Consider the following 17,971-nt stretch of genomic DNA (forward strand, 5'->3'; position numbering starts at 1 on the left):
TCATAGCTTCGTCGCTGGTTTTCACAGCCCATCCTGATAAACTGAAACTATAGTAAGTTTGGAGGTAGCGAGAATGACACTAGGAACTAACTTTTTCAATGCTCGAAAGAAACAAGGCCTATCGCAAGAAGATGTGGCGGAAAAACTTGGTGTAAGCAGACAGACTATTTCAAAATGGGAACTCGACGAAACACTACCCGATATCAACCAGTCAAAAAGGTTGGCGACCCTGTACAAAATATCTTTAGATGATTTGATCGAATTTGATCCCGATCTAAACGATATAAAGGAAGTTATCGCGAAGACTAGTGAAGAAAAACAGCAGGAAATCGATTGGACATCGGTCTGGTCAGAAAAATATCCAGTTTTAGCAACTTATCAAAAAGTGGTGCGTATCGATGATTATGTCCCAAAAATAACCGACATGCTGCTGCGTTTAAAAAAAGACTATGGATACAACGATCAAGATGCTTTTCTAGTTTTTAAAGATATCCTTGCCAAGACGTATAAATAAAGTAAAAAGCCGTGACTTTTGTGGTCACGGCTTTTGCTTGTCTAAATTTTTCTATTTTTCACATTCAGCAACATCATTCAATGAAATAGTTGCTTCACTTTTCTTCACTTGCATGACTAAGACGATCGCCAATAAAACAATTACTGCACCAAAAATTGGTGTGTAGGCAATCCCCATTTTTCCAGTTACTTGAGCGCCAACAGTTGATCCTAAAGTAATACCAATATTAAATGCTGCAATATTGAGTGCAGAAGCCAACGTAATATCTTGCGGCACATATTTTTCCGCCAATTGCACGACATACAATTGCAGCCCAGGTACATTCATGAAGGCGAACAACCCTAAGAGCATTGCCGCTATCAATCCCAAAATAGTATTTCCAATCAAAATCGTCGCAAATAAGAACACGAGCGCTGCCATCAATAGACCAAACATTTTAATCAACGAAGCCAGTGGTTTTTCATTAGCGAAATGTCCTCCAACAGTATTACCAATGGCCACCATCACACCGTAAACGATCAAAATAATCACAACTGCGCTGGCTGAAAAACCAAAGCCCTCTAAAATCGGGGATAGATAAGTGTAAGCCGCGAATGTTCCGCCATACCCAAAAGCAGTGATCAAGAAAGACATCACTAATGGCTTATTGGTAAATATCCGAGCAAAACCCTTCAAGTCAACCTTACCAGGAATTGGCAAATGACGAGGAACCAAGAAACTGCTGGCAATCAGACCTAGTAATCCAACGACAGCGATAAAAATGAAGGACATGTTCCAAGATGTTTGCTGACCAATAAATGTTCCCAGCGGCACACCCGTCACTGTCGCTACAGTTAAACCAGTAAACATGATGGCGATCGCACTTGCACGTCGTGAAGGTTCTACGACATCAGCTGCGATAACCGTTGATACCGACATAAAGATTCCATGAGCCAACGCTGCTAAAATACGACCCAGTAATAAAATCATAAAGGTTGGTGCAAAAGCTGCCAGCAAATTTCCACCAATGAACAATGCCATGATACCAAGCATCAAATTTCGACGATTCCATTTTCCTGTTAAAACAGTCAGCAATGGCGCGCCGATCGTAACTCCTAACGCATATAAAGAAACAGTCAAGCCCGCTTGAGCCAATGTAACGTTGAAGCTTTTGACGATCATCGGTAAAAGTCCAACACTGATAAATTCAGTCGACCCAATCGCAAAGGCGTTGATTGCGAGAGCTAGTAAAGTTAAGTTTGGTGATATTTTCTTTTCCATGTTGTTCCTCCAAAAAAAGTATTTGTAACCTACGAGAAGATACTATATACTGTTGATGACCTTTTGATAAGTACCCACTTTTTTGTACTATAGGTACCTTTTAGTAACTTTTGGATCATATCAATGTTTTTAGGAGGAATTTTTTTGGAGAATCGTGCATATATGATTGGTGTCGAAGCAACAATGGATGTTATCGGCGGAAAATGGAAACCCATTATTCTTTGTAACCTTCGTCATGGACCAATGCGTCCCAGTGATTTGAAACGCGGAATTACAGGGATCAGCCAAAAAATGCTGACACAACAGCTGCGGGAATTAGAAGACGACAATATCATTGATCGCAAAGTCTATCAGCAAGTCCCACCGAAAGTCGAATATTCATTAAGCGACTACGGCCGCAGTCTTTCAGATATTTTAGATAGTCTATGCAGTTGGGGCGAGCAGCATGTCTCCCACTTACAAGAACAGGGACAAGATATTTGTTTGAAAGCAAACTAAAAAGAAGTTGAGACATTGAAGTGCGAATAGTTAGATTTTTGATCTAACTATTCGCACTCGCTTTACATGCCCAACTTCTTTTTTATTTGATCACGATATCATCTGTCATTTTTGCCCAATGATTGGTTGGTCCATGTCCATGACCGACGAAAATTGGTTGGCTGATCGCTGCTTGGATAAATTTCTTTCCAATAATGATCGCCTCTTTTAATTCCACCCCTTTGGCTAATTCAGCCGCTATACACGCCGAAAAAGTATCACCCGTTCCATGTGTATTAGCTGTAACAACTCTTGGAGCACTCATCCAAAAACTTTCTCCCGATGCCAATAAGACAAAGTCCGCTGCCTCTTCGTTTTGGCTATGTCCGCCTTTAACGACGACATTTTTTGTTCCTAAGACCTGTAATTTTTTGGCTGCATCAATCATTTCCTGGTCTGTAACGATCCGCTGCCCAATGATCACTTCTGCCTCTGGCAAATTCGGTGTAACGATCGTGGCTAACGGTAATAATTGTTCATTGATGGTTTTCACGGCATCACTTTGCAGCAAGTGATGGCCGCCCTTTGCCACCATTACTGGGTCAACAACTAGCGGGCCAAAGTCGACTTCTTTTAGCTTCTTAACCACTGTTTCTACCCGTTCCACGTCTGCCAGCATCCCTGTCTTTGCAGCTCCAATCGCAAAATCTGCTGCTAATGAATCAAACTGCTCTTCAATAAAGGCACTTGGAATCGCCATGCTATCTTGCACGCCATAGGTATTTTGCGACGTCAGTGCCACGATAATACTCATGCCAAAAGCTTTTCGCGCTTGGAAGGTTTTTAAATCTGCTTGGATTCCTGCTCCGCCGCCGGAATCAGAGCCGGCGATCGTTACGACTTGAGGTGTTGCATTGATCATTTTTGTTCCTCCAATACTTCTTCGATTTTTTGTTTTAAATGGCGAACCTTTTCCCCGACATCCTTCGCCCGCATGATCTCACTAACGATCGAAACACCTGCGATGCCCGTTCCGCAAAAATCGATCAAATTGTCTTCTTTAATCCCGCCGATCACAACACTTGGAATCCTTACAGCCTCATTGATAGCTTTCAAGGTTTCAATCGAAGTCAATGCAGTATCCTTGGTTTTCGTTGAAAAAATTGCTCCGATACCCAAATAATCTGCACCCGCTTCTTCGGCTTCCAATCCTCGTTCCACGGTCTTTGCTGAAACGCCCAATATTTTTTCTGGGCCGATCATAGCTCGGACGATCTCTACCGGCAGTTCATCATCTCCGATATGGACACCTGCCGCATCAACTGCCAAACAAATATCCACTCGGTCATTGATGATCAATGGTATCTGATACCGATCCGTGATTGCTTTTACCTGTAAAGCCAAATCATAAAATTTTCCTGCCACTAATTCTTTTTCTCGTAATTGAACAAGTGTCACACCATTTTTACAAGCCGCATCAATCACCGATAAAAATTCTGCCTCGTTAAAATCATAACGTCCAGTCACAAGATATAACGTTAAGTCCATTGTTTTTCCCATCCCTTCACCGCAGTCCACCAATTTTTTTCCATCAGAATCGACAGTTGGTTCAACGTTTCCTGACGGAATGCGGCCAAGCCAATCAGGTCTCCTGCTTGCTCTCCGCAAAGATTAAAATAGCTGACCGCCGTAACAGCTGCATCTGCCGCACTCACTCCATTCCCTAACAGAGCCGCGATCAATGCTCCGACGATATCGCCTGTTCCAGTAAAACGATCTAATGCTGGCACCCCGTTCTTCAAACACCAAATACGCTTTTGATCAACGATAATATCTTGACTGCCAGTGGCTAAAAAAATCGTATTTGGATAGGTCGCTGTTAATTTCTGCATTGCTTCTGATAGCTCTTCTATAGCTGTCTCACTTTGATCTAATACACTGCCGTCTACTCCTCGAGCATAGCTCGGCAATCCGCAAAAATTCCGCAACTCAGAAATATTTCCCTTCACCACAGTTGGTCGTTCTGCGACTAGCCAGCGTCCGACCTGATCGCGAACCTGGCTAACACCGTATCCAACGAGATCAATAACTGTAGGCTTTTGTAGTTTTTTGGCTAGTTTACTAGCGGCTACCAAACTTTTTTGCCGTTCTTCCGACAAATGACCAAGATTCAACAGCAAACTGTCTGTCTGCTGAAACAACTCTTTGAACTCTCTTGTATCCGAGGCCATGATCGGCTTTGCGCCTACATACAGCAAGGCATTCGCCAGTGTTTCGCAAGTCACCTCATTCGTTATACAATGAACTAATGGCGCATTCTCTAACGGAAATACTTTTGAAAAATTCGTTTTGATCATCCAAACATCCTCTCACTCAAAAATAAGCGCTGCCAACGTTTAAAAATCGTCGTCTCCTGCAGCTTAACCAACACGACAAAGGCAATTGCCGAACCAATCAAAGCCGCACCGATAAATCTTGGGGTGTAAATCAACCAATACAAATCACTTTGACTCCCGGTGAACCAGACCATCACAGGATACGACAATAGTGAGCCGATAATCCCTGTGCCCACAATTTCACCTATCATCGACCAGACCAGCCTTTTTCCCAAACGATAAAATAGTCCCGCAAAAAATGCCCCAAATACTGCACCGGTTAAAGCTAACGGCGGAATGCCCAACATCGTCATCCGAATCAAAGCACAAACGAATGCCATCGCAGTTCCATAGATTGGCCCCAACAATACTCCAGCGATAATATTCATGACACTGGACATCGGTGCCATCCCTTCGATTCGCATTAGTGGTGACAGAACAACATCCAACGCAACCATTAAAGCCAGTAATGTTAATTTGTGGATTTTATTTTTCTCCACGACAAATACCCTCCCTTTATTAGAGAAATGCGCAACAGACATCCAAAATTAGCTAACGTAAATTTGAATGATCTTTATCCGCATACCTTTTCACTAATCCATGCTGCAAAAATAAATCACTTCGCCATAACCTGATTAAAATGAAATCGGCAAAAAAGAGTGTCTGAAAAGACAGAAAAACCCAACCAAAATAAACTGGTCGGGTACGATTAGTTAACTAGCTACATTTCCCTGCGACAGTCTTAACTGCATCAGGTTCAATGGGTATAATCTCAGCTAAACAGCACCCCAAATGTTTCTCTTCAATTGCTTGGAGTATAACATACTTTTTTTAATTCAACTAGCGTATACGGAGAAAACAAACACGGATTATTTTGCTAGATCACTTCTTTGTGTTAGAAAATTTTCAAACATCCTTTATACTTAGAGAAAATAGAGAGGATGTTTTTATGTCTAAACCAGATTTTTCGGCGATCCATCATATCGCCATCATTGTTTCTGACTATCAAAAAGCGAAGCACTTCTATGTTACTGTACTCGGTTTGCCGATCATTCGCGAAAATTTCCGTCCGGAACGTCAAGACTACAAACTAGATTTACAGTTAAACGATGCGGAACTAGAAATCTTTGCTGTACAAAATCCGCCAAAGCGTCCCAGTTTTCCTGAAGCAGCCGGTTTGCGCCACTTGGCATTTAAAACAGAGGATATCGAAGCCACCATCGCTTATTTAAACAGCCACGGAATCGACTGCGAGCCTTTGAGAACCGATGATTTCACAGGCGAGAGGATGACTTTTTTCTTTGATCCGGATGGTCTTCCGCTAGAATTGCATGAATAATAGCAAAAACATCCCTTTCTAGAGCAAAATCATCTACTCTAGAAAGGGACATTTAACTACTCCTGAAATTTTTATACTTCTTCCACAGGATATTTAATCGCATTTTTCTTTAATTTTTCACTAATGATCTCATCAATATCAAAATCCAAATTATCCGCCATCATATAAGAATAGATCAGTACATCGGCCAATTCTTCTTTTAAACGTTCCGTTTGCGTGCGCGCTTCTTCAGAATCCTTCCACTGGAAAAGTTCTAACAGCTCTGCAGATTCCAAACAAATCGATAAAGCAAGATCTTTTTCGTTATGAAACGGACGCCAGTTTCGTTCATCACGAAATTGATTGATTTTTTCCATGCTAGTCATACGTCAACCTTCTTTCGCTACTATTCTACCATAGAAACAAAGTTGCGATTTTTTTCAAGCTCATTGATCATTTCTTGAATCCAACGTGTACTTTGTCTTGTCAGAAAAGGATCGATTACAACTACTGGATAGTCCACCGGCAGTCCTTCTGCGGAACCCGTCGTAATCAAGCAGTCATAATGCCTCAACTCATTATGTAATTGGAAAGTGCCGCCAGATAATTTTTCAAAATTGACGATCATTAAATTCCCATAGATCGTATCAGAAATTTGCTTTGCTAAAAAGCTTTCTTCTGTTGGTGTTAAATCAGATAACAGCAGAATCTTCAGCAAAGGTTCCTGGCTAGCCAACCATCTCATACTCTGTTCTTCTGTCGTGATCAATAAGTAAGTATAGTTTCGTACAAAGTCTTCTTCCTGATACATTTCGTATTTATCAACAAACCTCTGTACCAAAGCCTTCACTTTTTCCAGCCCGCAGTTATAAACTTTTGAAACCTCGGACAAAAAAACAGTTCGATTACGCCGCAACAAGCACACATAACTCCCTTGTGGATTGTAAAGGTAGAAATCATTTGATAGGACAGTTGCCAAATTGATTTTACTTTGTCTATCCAAATGATAACCCAGCATTTCATTATATTTTTCCACTAGTTCATAATGGCGGGTAAATAATTGCTGGTATTTTTCATTGTCCTTCATTGCAAGTTCCCGATGGGGCGTACTGAATACGATAGAATCAGAAAAGATTAACCATAGACCATCACGTACTATTTCCGGCGTCAAAACAAGGTCTGTCGCCTCTCTGACAGCCTGCTTCAATGCCTTAAAAGATAATTCCATCGGCAATCGAAATCCTGCCGTTCGTAATTCTTGTTTAGGATACCTATGCCCATTTTTAATTCGCCAAATACTAATATAGAAATTGTAGACTAAGCGTTTTTGAAAGATATATTTTTCATGAATCTGATTGATTTTAACCAAATCCTGCACATATCGTTCAATGATGTGATAATGCTTGGCGGGCAATTTAGGCAAGGTACTCTCAAAGGCATTTTGCCGTTCGCTATAAAAGCGAAAATAAAAATTGCGAATCTCTCCCTCGTCACCTTCCACCCGCAACGGACGGTAGCACAACTCCATCCCTGCTTGAGTCAATGTCTTTTCGATTTTCTTTAAATAGCGTTGCGTATTTGATGAACTGAGATACAGCTTTTTAGCCAATGCCGTGATGTTTTCGCATTCCTCATACAATAGTTCTTCAATGATTTGAAATTCAGGATTGGTAGTTAAAATATTGGCATACAGATTTCCCAGACTGACTTTTTTATCAATAACTAAACGATAGAGACCTTTTGTCTTCTTAATTTGAAATTTCGTATGGCCTTCATTAATCAATTCGATATCATTCAATAAAATTGGTAATGAGCAATTCAGTTTGTTCATTAATTGATCGCTCGACCAACCATCACGACGATAATATAGTTGTTCTAATAGCGCTAATCGTCGTTTGTTGCTTGTCCCTAAAACTGCACGAAAGTCCATGACCATTCCCCTCTCAAAAGAACGCCTTCGCTTAAAACTATCTACTCTTTCCCCTTTAACCGACGACACATCCGAAAACAAGTTTTGGTATTATATTAAAGAACGCTGGATCAATGATTAATAACCTCATTCTGTGCTATTTCCTCAACATTAATTCAATTTTTAATTATAAGAAATGCCAAACACTTGTAATCTTTTTTTGTTGTTAACAAATAATAATATAAAAAAATGATAATGGCAATTTTTGTTAAAAACATTCAAAATACACAATTCTAAAATTACTTTTTTTTAATTTAAGGAAAAAAAACGGAAAAAGCTCTTTAAAATCGCAAAAAAGAACAGAATTAAGCGATCTTTTGGCGTATATCCAAAGGAATAGGCCCACCCATTAACAGAATTTATCAAAAATTTGTTTTCACCATTTTCCCAAATTTTTTCAAAAAATGAAAAAACAAGAACTAAATCAGTTCTTGTTTTTCATTTTCTAATTAATTTTCTGTTTGTTGTATATGACCACACTTAATGAATATACCTGTTGATGGCAAGAAACCGCCTTTTGAACTATTGGGTTGTTAATCTCTCGCTCACACCAAAGAGAGCTTTAGCCGCCTCAAATTCTTTATCTTCATCAATGACTGAAAAACGTTGGGTGCTTCAAATAAAAATAAAAACACTCATTATCTTAAATGAGTGTTCGTTATTCTTTCTATTTCGAAAGGAGTCTAATTGACTAGACTCAAATAATAGTCTTGCCAAAATTTTTCAGTCACAACTTTTTCACCATCTTCAATGGTGAATTCCCCCGTCTCTGGTTCAATGATTCGGTCATCCGGCACATGATACAAACGTCGTTGCCCCTTAATGGGGAATGGCTTGATACAGCGAACATTCGCAAAAACCCATGCATACGAACCTTCGTCCAATTGTTTTACATCCACAAGATCTACAATACAGACAGCATGCCCTGATATACAGTCTGGCGTTTTAATAGCGGTCGAACAAATCAGTAATGGACCGCGATAGTGTGTAGACCACGAACGATACTCTTCTGTTTTTTTTCCTGAAAGAATTTCCATAACTGGCGCTGGATGGATTGAGATAGCTTTCAAAGCATTCGCCTCACTTTTGCATATTTACTATTATCTTATCACTTTATCTACGATCTAATAGAATTAAATTAACCGTTTACATATATTATCTTAAATTTTTTTTTTTCAGAATTTTATCAAAGAGCGGCAGCCAAAATTCTTCATAAACGATTACATAGGTTGTAACCGCATGATTTTCAGCTCTAGCAGCTACCTTATAAAGAACATAAGCTGCGGTTTCTTTTGGGTAGCCGTAAATTCCTGCACTTAACACTGGAATTGCGAGGGTAGACAGCTCGTATTCACGAGCCAGTTGAAAGACTGTTTCATATTCAGAATACAGCAGCTCCTCTTCATTATGCTTGCCATCAATATAACGTGGTCCTACCGCATGGATCACATAAGTCGCTGACAGCTCGAATGCTGGAGTGATCACTGCCGTGCCTGTCGGTGTTCCACCAATCGCGGCCATTGCCTGCTTTAATTTAGGACCTGCGGCTTGGTTAAGAGCCCCATCCACACCTCCACCAGGAATCAGCGCCGAGTTTGCTGCATTGACGATTGCATCCACTTGAAAATCTAAACGGGAAATATCTCCTAGTGTTACTTTGATCATTGTTCTCCGCTCCTTTAATTAGTTTTATCTATTATAACAATAATCATATATGCCCTTCCTTGACCACTCTACCAGATACTGCTGACCTTCGTCAGTTTAGTAAAAAAAATTCAGCCGCAGAGACACTTCTAAGCGGCTGATTAAAAAAATAACCTATCGTTTTACAGATCTTCTCTACTTCGCTATAATCTGAAAATTGGTTTATTCTTGAAAGAAGGACTTTAGTATGAAATTAATTATCTACGGATTATTGCTATTTTTAGCTTTTCGCTTATCCTTGCACGCATTTGAATTCGAAAAGATCTCACGTTTAAAACTACTGAGCATCCCTGTTTATTCGATCCTCATGTTTTTCGCTACGATGAGGTGGACTTCGGAAAATTTCTTTACAGCATTTATTTTGATTCTTGCTGCGGGCTTTATCGGCTGGTTTCAAACCACTAAATCAGAAATCAAGGTAACTGACGAACTCGATCGACACCAGCGTCCAGTGATACTCATCAAAAAAGGATTTCCTTATATTTTGGGCTGGATTGCGCTCTTTATATTGGGGATCATGATGCATTTCTTTCACCATGCCTCTATTGCGATCGACGATATTTTCTCCGAATTCGCCCACGAGTTATTGAAGGATATTGCTGTCTTCACTCGCTTCAGCAGTAAGGACAGCTGGTATGTTTGGGCTTTATCCGGTGTCTCCAGTATGACGTTTACTTTCTTTCTCGAGAAAAAAGAGGCTCGTCTGAAAGATATTTTACATCAAGGAACTAAAAATCAGCAGAAAAGAGCACATCCTGATAATCGCTAACACAAAAAAGGAGAGGGGACACTTCTGTAAGAAAGTGTCTCTTCTCCTTTTTTGCATCAATTTTTAACTAGGCAATTTCTTCATGTGCCCGTTTAAAATCATCCAATATCGCTCGAACTTCTGCTGTTGATTTCGTATTCATCAAACTTACTCGCAGATCATTTGCTCCGGGAAATCCTTTGACATAGATTTTGAAAAAACGATGCAAGCCGACAATCGAACGCGGAACTTGCTCCGCATATTTATCTTGCAGATCAAGCTGTAACCGTAGTAGGTCAATCAGTTCTTTAGGTGAATGCTCTTGCGGTTTCTTCTCAAAGGCATAAGGATTTTTAAAGATTCCGCGCCCGATCATTAACCCATCCACACCATATTTTTCTGCCAAATCTAAGCCCATCTGACGATCCAAGATATCCCCATTGATCGTTATCAACGTTTCTGGCGCGATTTCATCTCGCATTTTTACGATTTTTGGGATCAATTCCCAATGTGCCTCGACCTTACTCATTTCTTTTCGTGTGCGCATATGAACTGAAAGATTCGCGATGTTTTGCTTTAATAGATGGCTGATCCAGCCTTCCATCTCGTCCATCTCATTAAAACCGATTCTAGTTTTCACACTGACGGGCAATCCGCCGGCTTTGGCCGCTTCGATCAGTTCCGCCGCTACCTCTGGACGTAAAATCAAGCCACTGCCTTTCCCCCGCTCTGCAACATTCGGTACAGGACAACCCATATTCAGATCGATTCCTTTGAAACCCATGTCTGCTAGCGCAATACTCATCTCGCGGAAAAATTCTGGCTTGTCGCCCCAGATATGTGCCACCATCGGCTGCTCATCCTCCGTGAACGCCAAACGCCCTCGAACACTCTCAATTCCCTCTGGATGACAAAAACTATCCGAATTCGTAAACTCCGTAAAGAAAACATCTGGTGCGCCAGCCTCTTTCACAACGTGACGAAATACCACATCTGTTACATCTTCCATTGGCGCCAGTATAAAAAAGGGCTTTGGCAGTTCTGCCCAAAAATTATTTATCATTATGTATATGTCCTCCCATCGCACGCTGCACGATCTCCGTTATCATTTCAAAACAACGTTATTATACTAAGGTTTGAGAGAAGAAGCAAAAAGCTAGTTTGAAGCATACCAGCAAATCAAAAATAAAAGCAAGGCCTCATTTAAACAAACAAAAAATGACGGCCTTGCTACTAATAGCTATTTCAAAATATCGATCAATTCTTTTTTCGCGGCGGCTGAAGCGGGTAAATAGCTAAAGCATACACCAATCAAAACGGAGGTACCAATCGAAATCAACACAGTCATCAGATCTGGTCGAACAGAAAACGGCAACGCAAAGGACGCTCCATAGGCGATCAAAATTCCCAAAATATAGCCAATTATGCCGCCGCTAATGGTCAATACGATCCCTTCAAATAAAAATTGCAATTTGATAGATCTCGCATTCGCGCCAAGTGCTCGCCGAATCCCGATTTCCTTTGTTCGCTCGGAGACTGAAATATACATCATATTCATCACACCCACACCTGCGATAAATAATGAAATGGCCGCTACAGCATTAATGAACAGCGTTAGATTATCCAACATTGAACCTAGCTGCTTAATTTCTGAAGTTGGATCATAATTTTGATACTCTCCCTGCAGACGACTCTCACCATTCAGGTTGAGTTGTTTCACCACTTTGTTCATTGCTGCAGCGTCATTATTTTTAGCATTGAACGTGATCGCTAACACCGAATGATCTTCTTTCTTGCCTAAATAATGGGTATAGGTCTTTTTAGGAAAAAAGGCTAACGGTTCATAATTTTGAGGACTGATCGCTCCTGAAGTGTTCGCTGATACACCGACCACAGTAAAAACCTGCCCCTTTAAATCAAACCCCTGATTCAAAGCCGCCTCTTTCGATCCAAAAATCTGTTTTGCTACTACTTCGTCAAGAACAACTACCTTATTGAGTCCATCATTATCAGCAGAATTAAGCTGACGCCCATTCAACAGAGATAAATCCGTTTTTTTCGTTGGTTGAACCGTCATAGTTAGTTTTGTATTTTTATCATAGAAATCAATCGATGGATTACTGTCTTTTTTCATCGCTTTATAATAAGATACAGTTTTAACTTCCGGCAGGTTAGCAACCATGTTTTTATCTGTTTGCGAGATACCGCTATCGTCTTTGACTAAATTGTCAAAATCATTGTATTTGATGTTGATGTATTTGGTTTGGCCAGATTCATCTGCTCCAGTCGTTTCTGACAAAATATTTCGCTTAAAGCCATTTCCTAAAGCAACGATCGTTATGACGGCCGCAATCCCAATAATAATGCCGACCATGGTTAAAAAACTACGCCGCTTATTCTTAAAAATCGAACGAAAGGCTGTTCGCCAGAGAATGTATTTTCTCATGACTGCAACACCTCCTCGATCATTTTTCCATCCCGAATTTTTAATAAACGATCACAGTAAACTACCGTTTCCGGATCATGCGTGACTAGTATGATCGTGACGCCCTCATCATTCAATTGTTTAAATAATTGCATAATTTCCTCGGTCGTATGCGTATCTAATGCTCCGGTAGGTTCATCAGCGATGATAAAACTCGGTTGATTGATCAATGCTCGAGCAATGGCCACTCGCTGCTGCTGTCCACCAGATAATTGTTTAGGTAATTGGTTCAACTTATCAGCTAAGCCCACCCTTGCCAAAGCTTCCGCTACTTTCTTTTGTGTCTCATTGTGTTTGGCACCATTATATAAAAGCGGCAGCTCGACATTTTCAGCCACGGTTAAATTTTCAATCAAACTAAAATTTTGAAAAACGAAGCCCACGGATCGGTTACGAATCACGGATAATTCTTCATCCTCAAAATTCGCTATTTCATGTCCGTTGAAAAGATAATCCCCTTCAAAATTACGATCAATGAATCCCAAGAGATTAATCAAAGTCGACTTTCCTGAACCGGAGGGGCCCATGATCGCCACGAACTCACCGGCATCAATGGAAAAACTAATATCGTCCAAAACATTTAACCGTGTTCCTCCAGTATCATAGTATTTATAAATATGCTCCAATTTAATCATTGGTATTCACCTGAATTTCCGCCCCGTCTTTTAAAGCATCATCGGGATTTTCGATAATTTTATCATTGTCCTTTAGTCCTTCTTGGACAACCTTGCGTCCATTGATATCCATCGTTTGAATTTTAGTCTTCTTCACTTTGCCATTTATATATTTAAAGACATATTGTTCCTTCGCCGTTTTCTTAACGGCAGAATCTGGAAGCAAGAGCTGTTTTTGCTGCAAAGTAATCAGTGTTGATAAATCATCGGTCCAAGGGAAATTTCCTTCTACTGTAAATTCATAAGAAGCAACATTACTGCTATCTCCGCTAGTTGGAAGCGCACTGGCAGCGATATCTTTGACCGTCCCTTCTACTTTTTTATTATTCCCAACCGTTGCTACTTGAACAGCCTGGCCAGACACGAGTTTGTCTAGATCATATTCTGTTACCACACCTTTGATCTGCTTGTTCTTACTAGAAACAGTGACTACCGGCACTTCCGGGGAACCTTTCCCTTTTTCATCCACGGAGGCAACCCCCTCAATTTCTGAACTTACCGTCATCGAAGCCTGCTTTTGCTGTCCGGCCAAAACATCCTTGGCTGATTGAACATCCTCGTACGCACCTTGCACTGCAAAACGAGATTGGCGCAGCTGATCATTGGCTGATTGCAGTTCCGTCTGCTGCTGCTTCAATTGTTCATTGAGTGCCGCTTTTTCCTCCTCTTCTTGTGCTCGTGCGATTTTCTGCTGTGTTTCATTGATCTGTTTCGTGACTGTTTGTACTTGGTTTTCTCCCGCCGTCACGGCAGCCTCAGCTTGAGTGGCGTCCAAAGAGCTTTTATTCACAGCATGCTGCTGTGTAATCGTCTCATTTTGTGCCGTGTCATTCTGATACTCGATCAATGGAGTCCCTACCGCAACTTCCGCGCCATTGCTTACGGGAATGCTTTTTATAGCTCCTTTACTCGTATCTAAAAAATAAAGTTGTCTCTTAATTGGTTCTACTTTCCCTTTCAACTGCAATGGATCTGCTGTTTTGACCGTATAAACATGATAAGGTGATTCTTCATTCTTGGAACTCAATATAAAAAATCCACAACCGGCTATAACTAAACCGGCGATTCCAGCAATCACAAACTTTGTCTTTTTCTTCATAATCTTCCCCCACATAAACTTTCTAGGCCTAGTCTACAAGGAAGATAAATTCTGAAACATCGAATCAGCTTAATTTAAACTAACAAAAAAGTAATACAAGAAAAAACGCTTCCAACTAAATAGCGAAACACGTAAACTTTCGTTATAAACCTAGAGTGATTTATGTTGAGATAAGTCGTTGAAAATGATTCGTTTACTAGACGTTTGAATAATCTTTCATGCTTATTTTATTAATCAGAATGACTAATAATCGATTAGTTTATAGCATCGCCTTTATAAATAATGGCAAATAATCGATTATTCTTACAATTTTAAATGTATTTTGTTTTAAAATTTAATTTCCGAATTAAAAAAGTTAAAAAAAAGGAAAAAATAATCGATCTTTTTTTGATAATGTATTTTTAAGATGATACCAAATAAAAATACGAAGAATTAGTTATCATTTATTGGATTAGTCGCTATATAGTACTTTTCTTACATGAGCTAATTTATTATTGGGAGCGATTATTATGACAAAGGTATTGATTATAACAAAGAATTTATTAGCGGAACAAGATTTACAAGCTGTTCTGCAACGTTCAAATGCAGAAGTATATTGCTCATATGATTTGATGTTGGATGCACAGCACTTTCCACAAGTGATCAGCTATTTCTCGGTGGTCATTTTTAGTGATACAATTTCCACTTTAGAGGTTTCAAAATATTATTCTACCTTCAAGCAAAATGGTCTTTTCATTTTAAGAAAGGGAAATCCTGAACATTTGAAACAGACGGAACTTTCCTATCTATTTGATGAAATCGATGATTGGATTGATCCGGTAACTTCAAATTTGGGAATCATTGAAAAAATCGCTAAATTGACGAATAAACAATCGATATATCCTTCTAGTGAAAAAAGGACGAATTCAAAAATTGACATAAATTCAGAGACCTTCTTTTTTAGTCTCTCTTCTAATGAAAAGAAGTTACTCTACCATTTGTATCAATTTCAAAAAGATGGCGCGATCCTTTCCCGAGAAAAACTCTGTTCATTACTCTGGGAAACGCAAGTAACAAAATCAAACTTGTGTCAGCTTTCCAATTTAACGAATCGTATTAGAAAAAAACTTTCTACTTATAACTTTCCTGAGGGTGAATTGATCACCTCTTGGAATAAGGGATATTTTTTAGGCGATCTGTTATTTAATGAAGTGAAAAATTATCTCGATTAAACAGCGGTCGCTTTCATTCCAAACGAAAAACGGAAGCTGCTACTCTTTAATTACCAACAGCTTTAATTGTTGCACCTAAGTAATACAAAGAAAGACGACTTGCTCATTCTTTATTGACATTTTCCTGGATTTAATAGCGTAAGGAGACAATCAATTGATAGACAACTTTATAGAAAAAGATATTATACGTAGAGTTAAAATTACATATGTATTGTATGAATGCAGGCCGGTCAAGATTGGTGAGCTTGCAGAAAATATGAATGCTAGTTTTAATACTATTAAGAAAGATTGTCAAAAAATAGCTTCAAAATTGGAAGATGATATCGTTTCCTATTCAATTTCTCGATCTGAGTTGTCTTTTCATTTCAAACAAGACACAAGTTGTTATGAGTTGGTACGTAAGCTCTATGCGGACTCTCCTTTCTTAAAAGTTTGCTATCGATATCTTCTAGGAAAAAATAACTATACTGCCATTTCTGAAGAAGAATTTATTTCAGTGACAAAAGTATTTAATTTAAAAAAAAAGGCCGAAAGGTATTTTATACAAAGTTTGGGAACCAACTCCAAAGGCAAAGTAAACTTTGAGAATCATTTAAAATTACGCTATCTGTTTTTGACCATCTGGATGAGAGGAATCGGTACTAGCGAGTTAAATAATCAGCCGCTATTTTTAAAATCCGAACAAATAGCCCATGATCTGGGAGAACTTTTAAAAAACAGATTCAGCAAAAAAAGCCTGCTTTATTTACAATATGCCATTTTCTTGAGTATCAATAAAAAAGAGACTCTTGCGATAGATGATGAAACTATTATGTTTTTAAAAACAGGTATTATTTTTAATAGTATTAAAACTTGTTTCCTACAACATGATTTGGACATAGACGATGGAAATATTGCCTTCATTTCTTTAATCTATAAAAATTTGCCTTATAATCCAGATAGTTATCGGTTAATCGAAGTTGATTATCAATACTATAGAAACAGATTACTGAAAAGTTATCCTTCTGTTGTCCAACTAATCAGAAATTTTGAAGCGGCTTTTGAAATGAATCTATTAGGTGAAATTGAGTTTGAAAAACCATTAATGGATCTAGTTTATACAACCTCCTTAGGAATTAATGAATTTTTACTTAATCAATACTACTTTACAAACTGTAGCGATAGGTACATAAAAGAAAAAGTTAGCCAGACAATCAGGTTATGGTTGAAAGACAATTTTTTGTCCAATATAACGATGTCGGAATCCATCATTTTACAGTTCTGCCATTTAGTCATGCCCATCCTAAAAAAAGGCGAAAAAAAGAAAACGCCGATAATTCTTGTTGCTAAAGATGAATACTCTCATATGCTGTTTCGGAATAATATAAACAAGATCATTTCTGAGAATTATTTTTTTATCAATGACGAAATCTATTACTCCATTGACGAAATTCCAGAATTGTTTTTCAATATAAATTGCTTTATCGTCTGTGAACGCTGCCTTTTAGATCAAGAAAAAAAGTTCATCCTACCAATTTCTATCAACAATCTAACCAATGATCTAAAAGATATCTCTAACTATATTTTTTCCTGCGTATTAACAAAACAGTAAATATATAGTTTTTAAAAGATGTATCCACTTCTATTTACTTTAGTTAGTGGTCCTTCTTTCACTAGTTACCTGATAAATTCGCAACACTTTTCCTTAAAATTTATAATTACGGATAAAAAAATAGAAAAAATGAACAAAAATAAGGCCTCAATCTCGAAAAATCGACATTGAGGCCTTATTAGCTGACAGTTGAGATTAACTTATGTAAAACAACTAAAACGATTGACACTGATGAATGACCGGCCTTGTTAATCTTCCTTATTAGAAATAGTTAGGTCTGTTGGTTTTTCAACATATTCTTTCAAGTTAGCAAATAACTGTTTTAATAATGGATTCTCATTGTGTCTGTTAATTGCCTCTTGGTTTTCCCAGTTCTCCACCATCACAAATTGATTTTTCTCTTCAATCGATTCGTACAGATGATACTTTAGGCAGCCCTCTTCTAGTCTTGCAGATTGAATCAAGGGCAGTACATCCTTTAAGAAATCTTCTCTTTTTTCATTTTTAATATAAAAAGTTGCTTGAATAATTTTCATCATATTCTCC

Annotated in this window: 19 protein-coding genes, 1 pseudogene and 1 riboswitch; of the genes and pseudogenes, 6 read left to right on the forward strand and 14 right to left on the reverse strand. The window is 38.8% G+C overall.

The features are described 5' to 3' along the window. The first annotated feature begins 73 nt into the window (after positions 1 to 73). Positions 74 to 514, forward strand: coding sequence for a helix-turn-helix domain-containing protein (locus tag PGP85_RS11900; RefSeq protein WP_270327669.1), 441 nt, complete (start codon positions 74 to 76; stop codon positions 512 to 514). Positions 515 to 565: 51 nt separating this feature from the next. Here PGP85_RS11900 and PGP85_RS11905 read toward each other — a convergent pair whose 3' ends face one another. Then, entirely contained in the window at positions 566 to 1,774 is a 1,209-nt protein-coding gene (locus tag PGP85_RS11905) for an MFS transporter (protein ID WP_010741350.1), read from the reverse strand. Positions 1,775 to 1,918: 144 nt separating this feature from the next. On the opposite strand from PGP85_RS11905, the gene PGP85_RS11910 reads away from it, so the two are divergent. Further along, positions 1,919 to 2,272, forward strand: a complete 354-nt coding sequence (locus PGP85_RS11910) for a winged helix-turn-helix transcriptional regulator (RefSeq protein WP_010741351.1) — start codon at positions 1,919 to 1,921, stop codon at positions 2,270 to 2,272. Positions 2,273 to 2,354: 82 nt separating this feature from the next. Here the strand turns inward: PGP85_RS11910 and thiD are convergent, their stop codons facing one another. From thiD to thiW, 4 genes are read right to left on the reverse strand one after another with little or no spacing between them, the layout of a single operon-like run. Further along, positions 2,355 to 3,173, reverse strand: a complete 819-nt coding sequence (gene thiD, locus PGP85_RS11915) for a bifunctional hydroxymethylpyrimidine kinase/phosphomethylpyrimidine kinase (RefSeq protein ID WP_270327671.1) — start codon at positions 3,171 to 3,173, stop codon at positions 2,355 to 2,357. Beyond that, complete coding sequence (thiE, locus tag PGP85_RS11920) at positions 3,170 to 3,799, reverse strand: thiamine phosphate synthase (protein WP_408639895.1); 630 nt, start codon at positions 3,797 to 3,799, stop codon at positions 3,170 to 3,172. The genes thiD and thiE overlap by 4 nt, the downstream gene beginning before the upstream one ends. After that, entirely contained in the window at positions 3,790 to 4,608 is an 819-nt protein-coding gene (locus PGP85_RS11925) for a hydroxyethylthiazole kinase (protein ID WP_270327673.1), read from the reverse strand. Before PGP85_RS11925 ends, thiE begins: the two co-directional genes overlap by 10 nt. Further along, positions 4,605 to 5,126 (reverse strand): energy coupling factor transporter S component ThiW, encoded by a 522-nt coding sequence (thiW, locus tag PGP85_RS11930; RefSeq protein WP_270327675.1) that lies wholly within the window; start codon positions 5,124 to 5,126, stop codon positions 4,605 to 4,607. The genes PGP85_RS11925 and thiW overlap by 4 nt, the downstream gene beginning before the upstream one ends. 211 nt (positions 5,127 to 5,337) lie before the next feature. Then, positions 5,338 to 5,427, reverse strand: a riboswitch (TPP riboswitch). A 148-nt stretch (positions 5,428 to 5,575) separates the two neighbouring features. Between thiW and gloA2 the strand changes: the two genes are divergently transcribed. Then, positions 5,576 to 5,965 carry an SMU1112c/YaeR family gloxylase I-like metalloprotein gene (gene gloA2, locus PGP85_RS11935; protein ID WP_270327677.1) on the forward strand — a complete coding sequence of 130 codons (390 nt, stop codon included), beginning with the start codon at positions 5,576 to 5,578 and terminating at the stop codon, positions 5,963 to 5,965. A 71-nt stretch (positions 5,966 to 6,036) separates the two neighbouring features. Here gloA2 and PGP85_RS11940 read toward each other — a convergent pair whose 3' ends face one another. From PGP85_RS11940 to PGP85_RS11955, 4 genes are all read right to left on the reverse strand, one after another. Next, positions 6,037 to 6,330, reverse strand: coding sequence for a nucleotide pyrophosphohydrolase (locus PGP85_RS11940; protein WP_270327679.1), 294 nt, complete (start codon positions 6,328 to 6,330; stop codon positions 6,037 to 6,039). Between the two features lie 20 nt (positions 6,331 to 6,350). Then, positions 6,351 to 7,874, reverse strand: coding sequence for a helix-turn-helix domain-containing protein (locus PGP85_RS11945; RefSeq protein WP_270327681.1), 1,524 nt, complete (start codon positions 7,872 to 7,874; stop codon positions 6,351 to 6,353). 722 nt (positions 7,875 to 8,596) lie between these two features. Then, positions 8,597 to 8,983, reverse strand: a complete 387-nt coding sequence (locus tag PGP85_RS11950) for an ASCH domain-containing protein (protein WP_010741359.1) — start codon at positions 8,981 to 8,983, stop codon at positions 8,597 to 8,599. Between the two features lie 85 nt (positions 8,984 to 9,068). Next, positions 9,069 to 9,578 carry a macro domain-containing protein gene (locus tag PGP85_RS11955; protein WP_270327683.1) on the reverse strand — a complete coding sequence of 170 codons (510 nt, stop codon included), beginning with the start codon at positions 9,576 to 9,578 and terminating at the stop codon, positions 9,069 to 9,071. A gap of 226 nt (positions 9,579 to 9,804) precedes the next feature. Here PGP85_RS11955 and PGP85_RS11960 point away from each other — a divergent pair, with 226 nt between their 5' ends. Further along, positions 9,805 to 10,386 carry a hypothetical protein gene (locus PGP85_RS11960; protein ID WP_270327684.1) on the forward strand — a complete coding sequence of 194 codons (582 nt, stop codon included), beginning with the start codon at positions 9,805 to 9,807 and terminating at the stop codon, positions 10,384 to 10,386. A gap of 67 nt (positions 10,387 to 10,453) precedes the next feature. Here PGP85_RS11960 and PGP85_RS11965 read toward each other — a convergent pair whose 3' ends face one another. The 4 genes and pseudogenes from PGP85_RS11965 to PGP85_RS11980 form a co-directional block, all read right to left on the reverse strand. Continuing rightward, positions 10,454 to 11,428: a tRNA dihydrouridine synthase gene (locus PGP85_RS11965; RefSeq protein ID WP_270327686.1), complete on the reverse strand. Its 975-nt coding sequence runs from the start codon at positions 11,426 to 11,428 to the stop codon at positions 10,454 to 10,456. Between the two features lie 177 nt (positions 11,429 to 11,605). Beyond that, on the reverse strand, positions 11,606 to 12,811 hold the full coding sequence (locus PGP85_RS11970; protein ID WP_270327689.1) for an ABC transporter permease: 1,206 nt from the start codon (positions 12,809 to 12,811) through the stop codon (positions 11,606 to 11,608). Beyond that, positions 12,808 to 13,416, reverse strand: a pseudogene (locus PGP85_RS11975) (ABC transporter ATP-binding protein); the annotation flags it as partial. The gene PGP85_RS11970 and the pseudogene PGP85_RS11975, both read right to left, overlap by 4 nt. 61 nt (positions 13,417 to 13,477) lie before the next feature. Then, positions 13,478 to 14,623 (reverse strand): efflux RND transporter periplasmic adaptor subunit, encoded by a 1,146-nt coding sequence (locus PGP85_RS11980; RefSeq protein ID WP_270327692.1) that lies wholly within the window; start codon positions 14,621 to 14,623, stop codon positions 13,478 to 13,480. A 509-nt stretch (positions 14,624 to 15,132) separates the two neighbouring features. Here PGP85_RS11980 and PGP85_RS11985 point away from each other — a divergent pair. Together PGP85_RS11985 and PGP85_RS11990 are read left to right on the forward strand one after the other, a co-directional pair. Beyond that, positions 15,133 to 15,834: a helix-turn-helix domain-containing protein gene (locus PGP85_RS11985; RefSeq protein ID WP_251868225.1), complete on the forward strand. Its 702-nt coding sequence runs from the start codon at positions 15,133 to 15,135 to the stop codon at positions 15,832 to 15,834. Between the two features lie 154 nt (positions 15,835 to 15,988). Beyond that, a complete protein-coding gene (locus PGP85_RS11990) occupies positions 15,989 to 17,425 on the forward strand; it encodes a hypothetical protein (RefSeq protein ID WP_010741366.1) in 1,437 nt (478 codons plus the stop codon). A 248-nt stretch (positions 17,426 to 17,673) separates the two neighbouring features. On the opposite strand, the gene PGP85_RS11995 is transcribed toward PGP85_RS11990, so the two are convergent. After that, on the reverse strand, positions 17,674 to 17,961 hold the full coding sequence (locus PGP85_RS11995) for a putative quinol monooxygenase (protein ID WP_010741367.1): 288 nt from the start codon (positions 17,959 to 17,961) through the stop codon (positions 17,674 to 17,676). Positions 17,962 to 17,971 lie beyond the last annotated feature (10 nt).

Source organism: Enterococcus malodoratus (genome assembly GCF_027659535.1).
In the GTDB taxonomy this organism is placed as follows: domain Bacteria; phylum Bacillota; class Bacilli; order Lactobacillales; family Enterococcaceae; genus Enterococcus_A; species Enterococcus_A malodoratus.

Coding starts and splice junctions, on each gene's coding strand:
- PGP85_RS11925 (WP_270327673.1), bottom strand. CDS start 4,608: ATGATCAAAACGAATTTTTCAAAAGTATTTCCGTTAGAGAATGCGCCA.
- PGP85_RS11995 (WP_010741367.1), bottom strand. CDS start 17,961: ATGAAAATTATTCAAGCAACTTTTTATATTAAAAATGAAAAAAGAGAA.
- PGP85_RS11985 (WP_251868225.1), top strand. CDS start 15,133: ATGACAAAGGTATTGATTATAACAAAGAATTTATTAGCGGAACAAGAT.
- PGP85_RS11945 (WP_270327681.1), bottom strand. CDS start 7,874: ATGGACTTTCGTGCAGTTTTAGGGACAAGCAACAAACGACGATTAGCG.
- PGP85_RS11900 (WP_270327669.1), top strand. CDS start 74: ATGACACTAGGAACTAACTTTTTCAATGCTCGAAAGAAACAAGGCCTA.
- PGP85_RS11955 (WP_270327683.1), bottom strand. CDS start 9,578: ATGATCAAAGTAACACTAGGAGATATTTCCCGTTTAGATTTTCAAGTG.
- PGP85_RS11970 (WP_270327689.1), bottom strand. CDS start 12,811: ATGAGAAAATACATTCTCTGGCGAACAGCCTTTCGTTCGATTTTTAAG.
- thiD (WP_270327671.1), bottom strand. CDS start 3,173: ATGATCAATGCAACACCTCAAGTCGTAACGATCGCCGGCTCTGATTCC.
- thiE (WP_408639895.1), bottom strand. CDS start 3,799: ATGGACTTAACGTTATATCTTGTGACTGGACGTTATGATTTTAACGAG.
- gloA2 (WP_270327677.1), top strand. CDS start 5,576: ATGTCTAAACCAGATTTTTCGGCGATCCATCATATCGCCATCATTGTT.
- PGP85_RS11980 (WP_270327692.1), bottom strand. CDS start 14,623: ATGAAGAAAAAGACAAAGTTTGTGATTGCTGGAATCGCCGGTTTAGTT.
- PGP85_RS11905 (WP_010741350.1), bottom strand. CDS start 1,774: ATGGAAAAGAAAATATCACCAAACTTAACTTTACTAGCTCTCGCAATC.
- PGP85_RS11965 (WP_270327686.1), bottom strand. CDS start 11,428: ATGATAAATAATTTTTGGGCAGAACTGCCAAAGCCCTTTTTTATACTG.
- PGP85_RS11940 (WP_270327679.1), bottom strand. CDS start 6,330: ATGACTAGCATGGAAAAAATCAATCAATTTCGTGATGAACGAAACTGG.
- PGP85_RS11960 (WP_270327684.1), top strand. CDS start 9,805: ATGAAATTAATTATCTACGGATTATTGCTATTTTTAGCTTTTCGCTTA.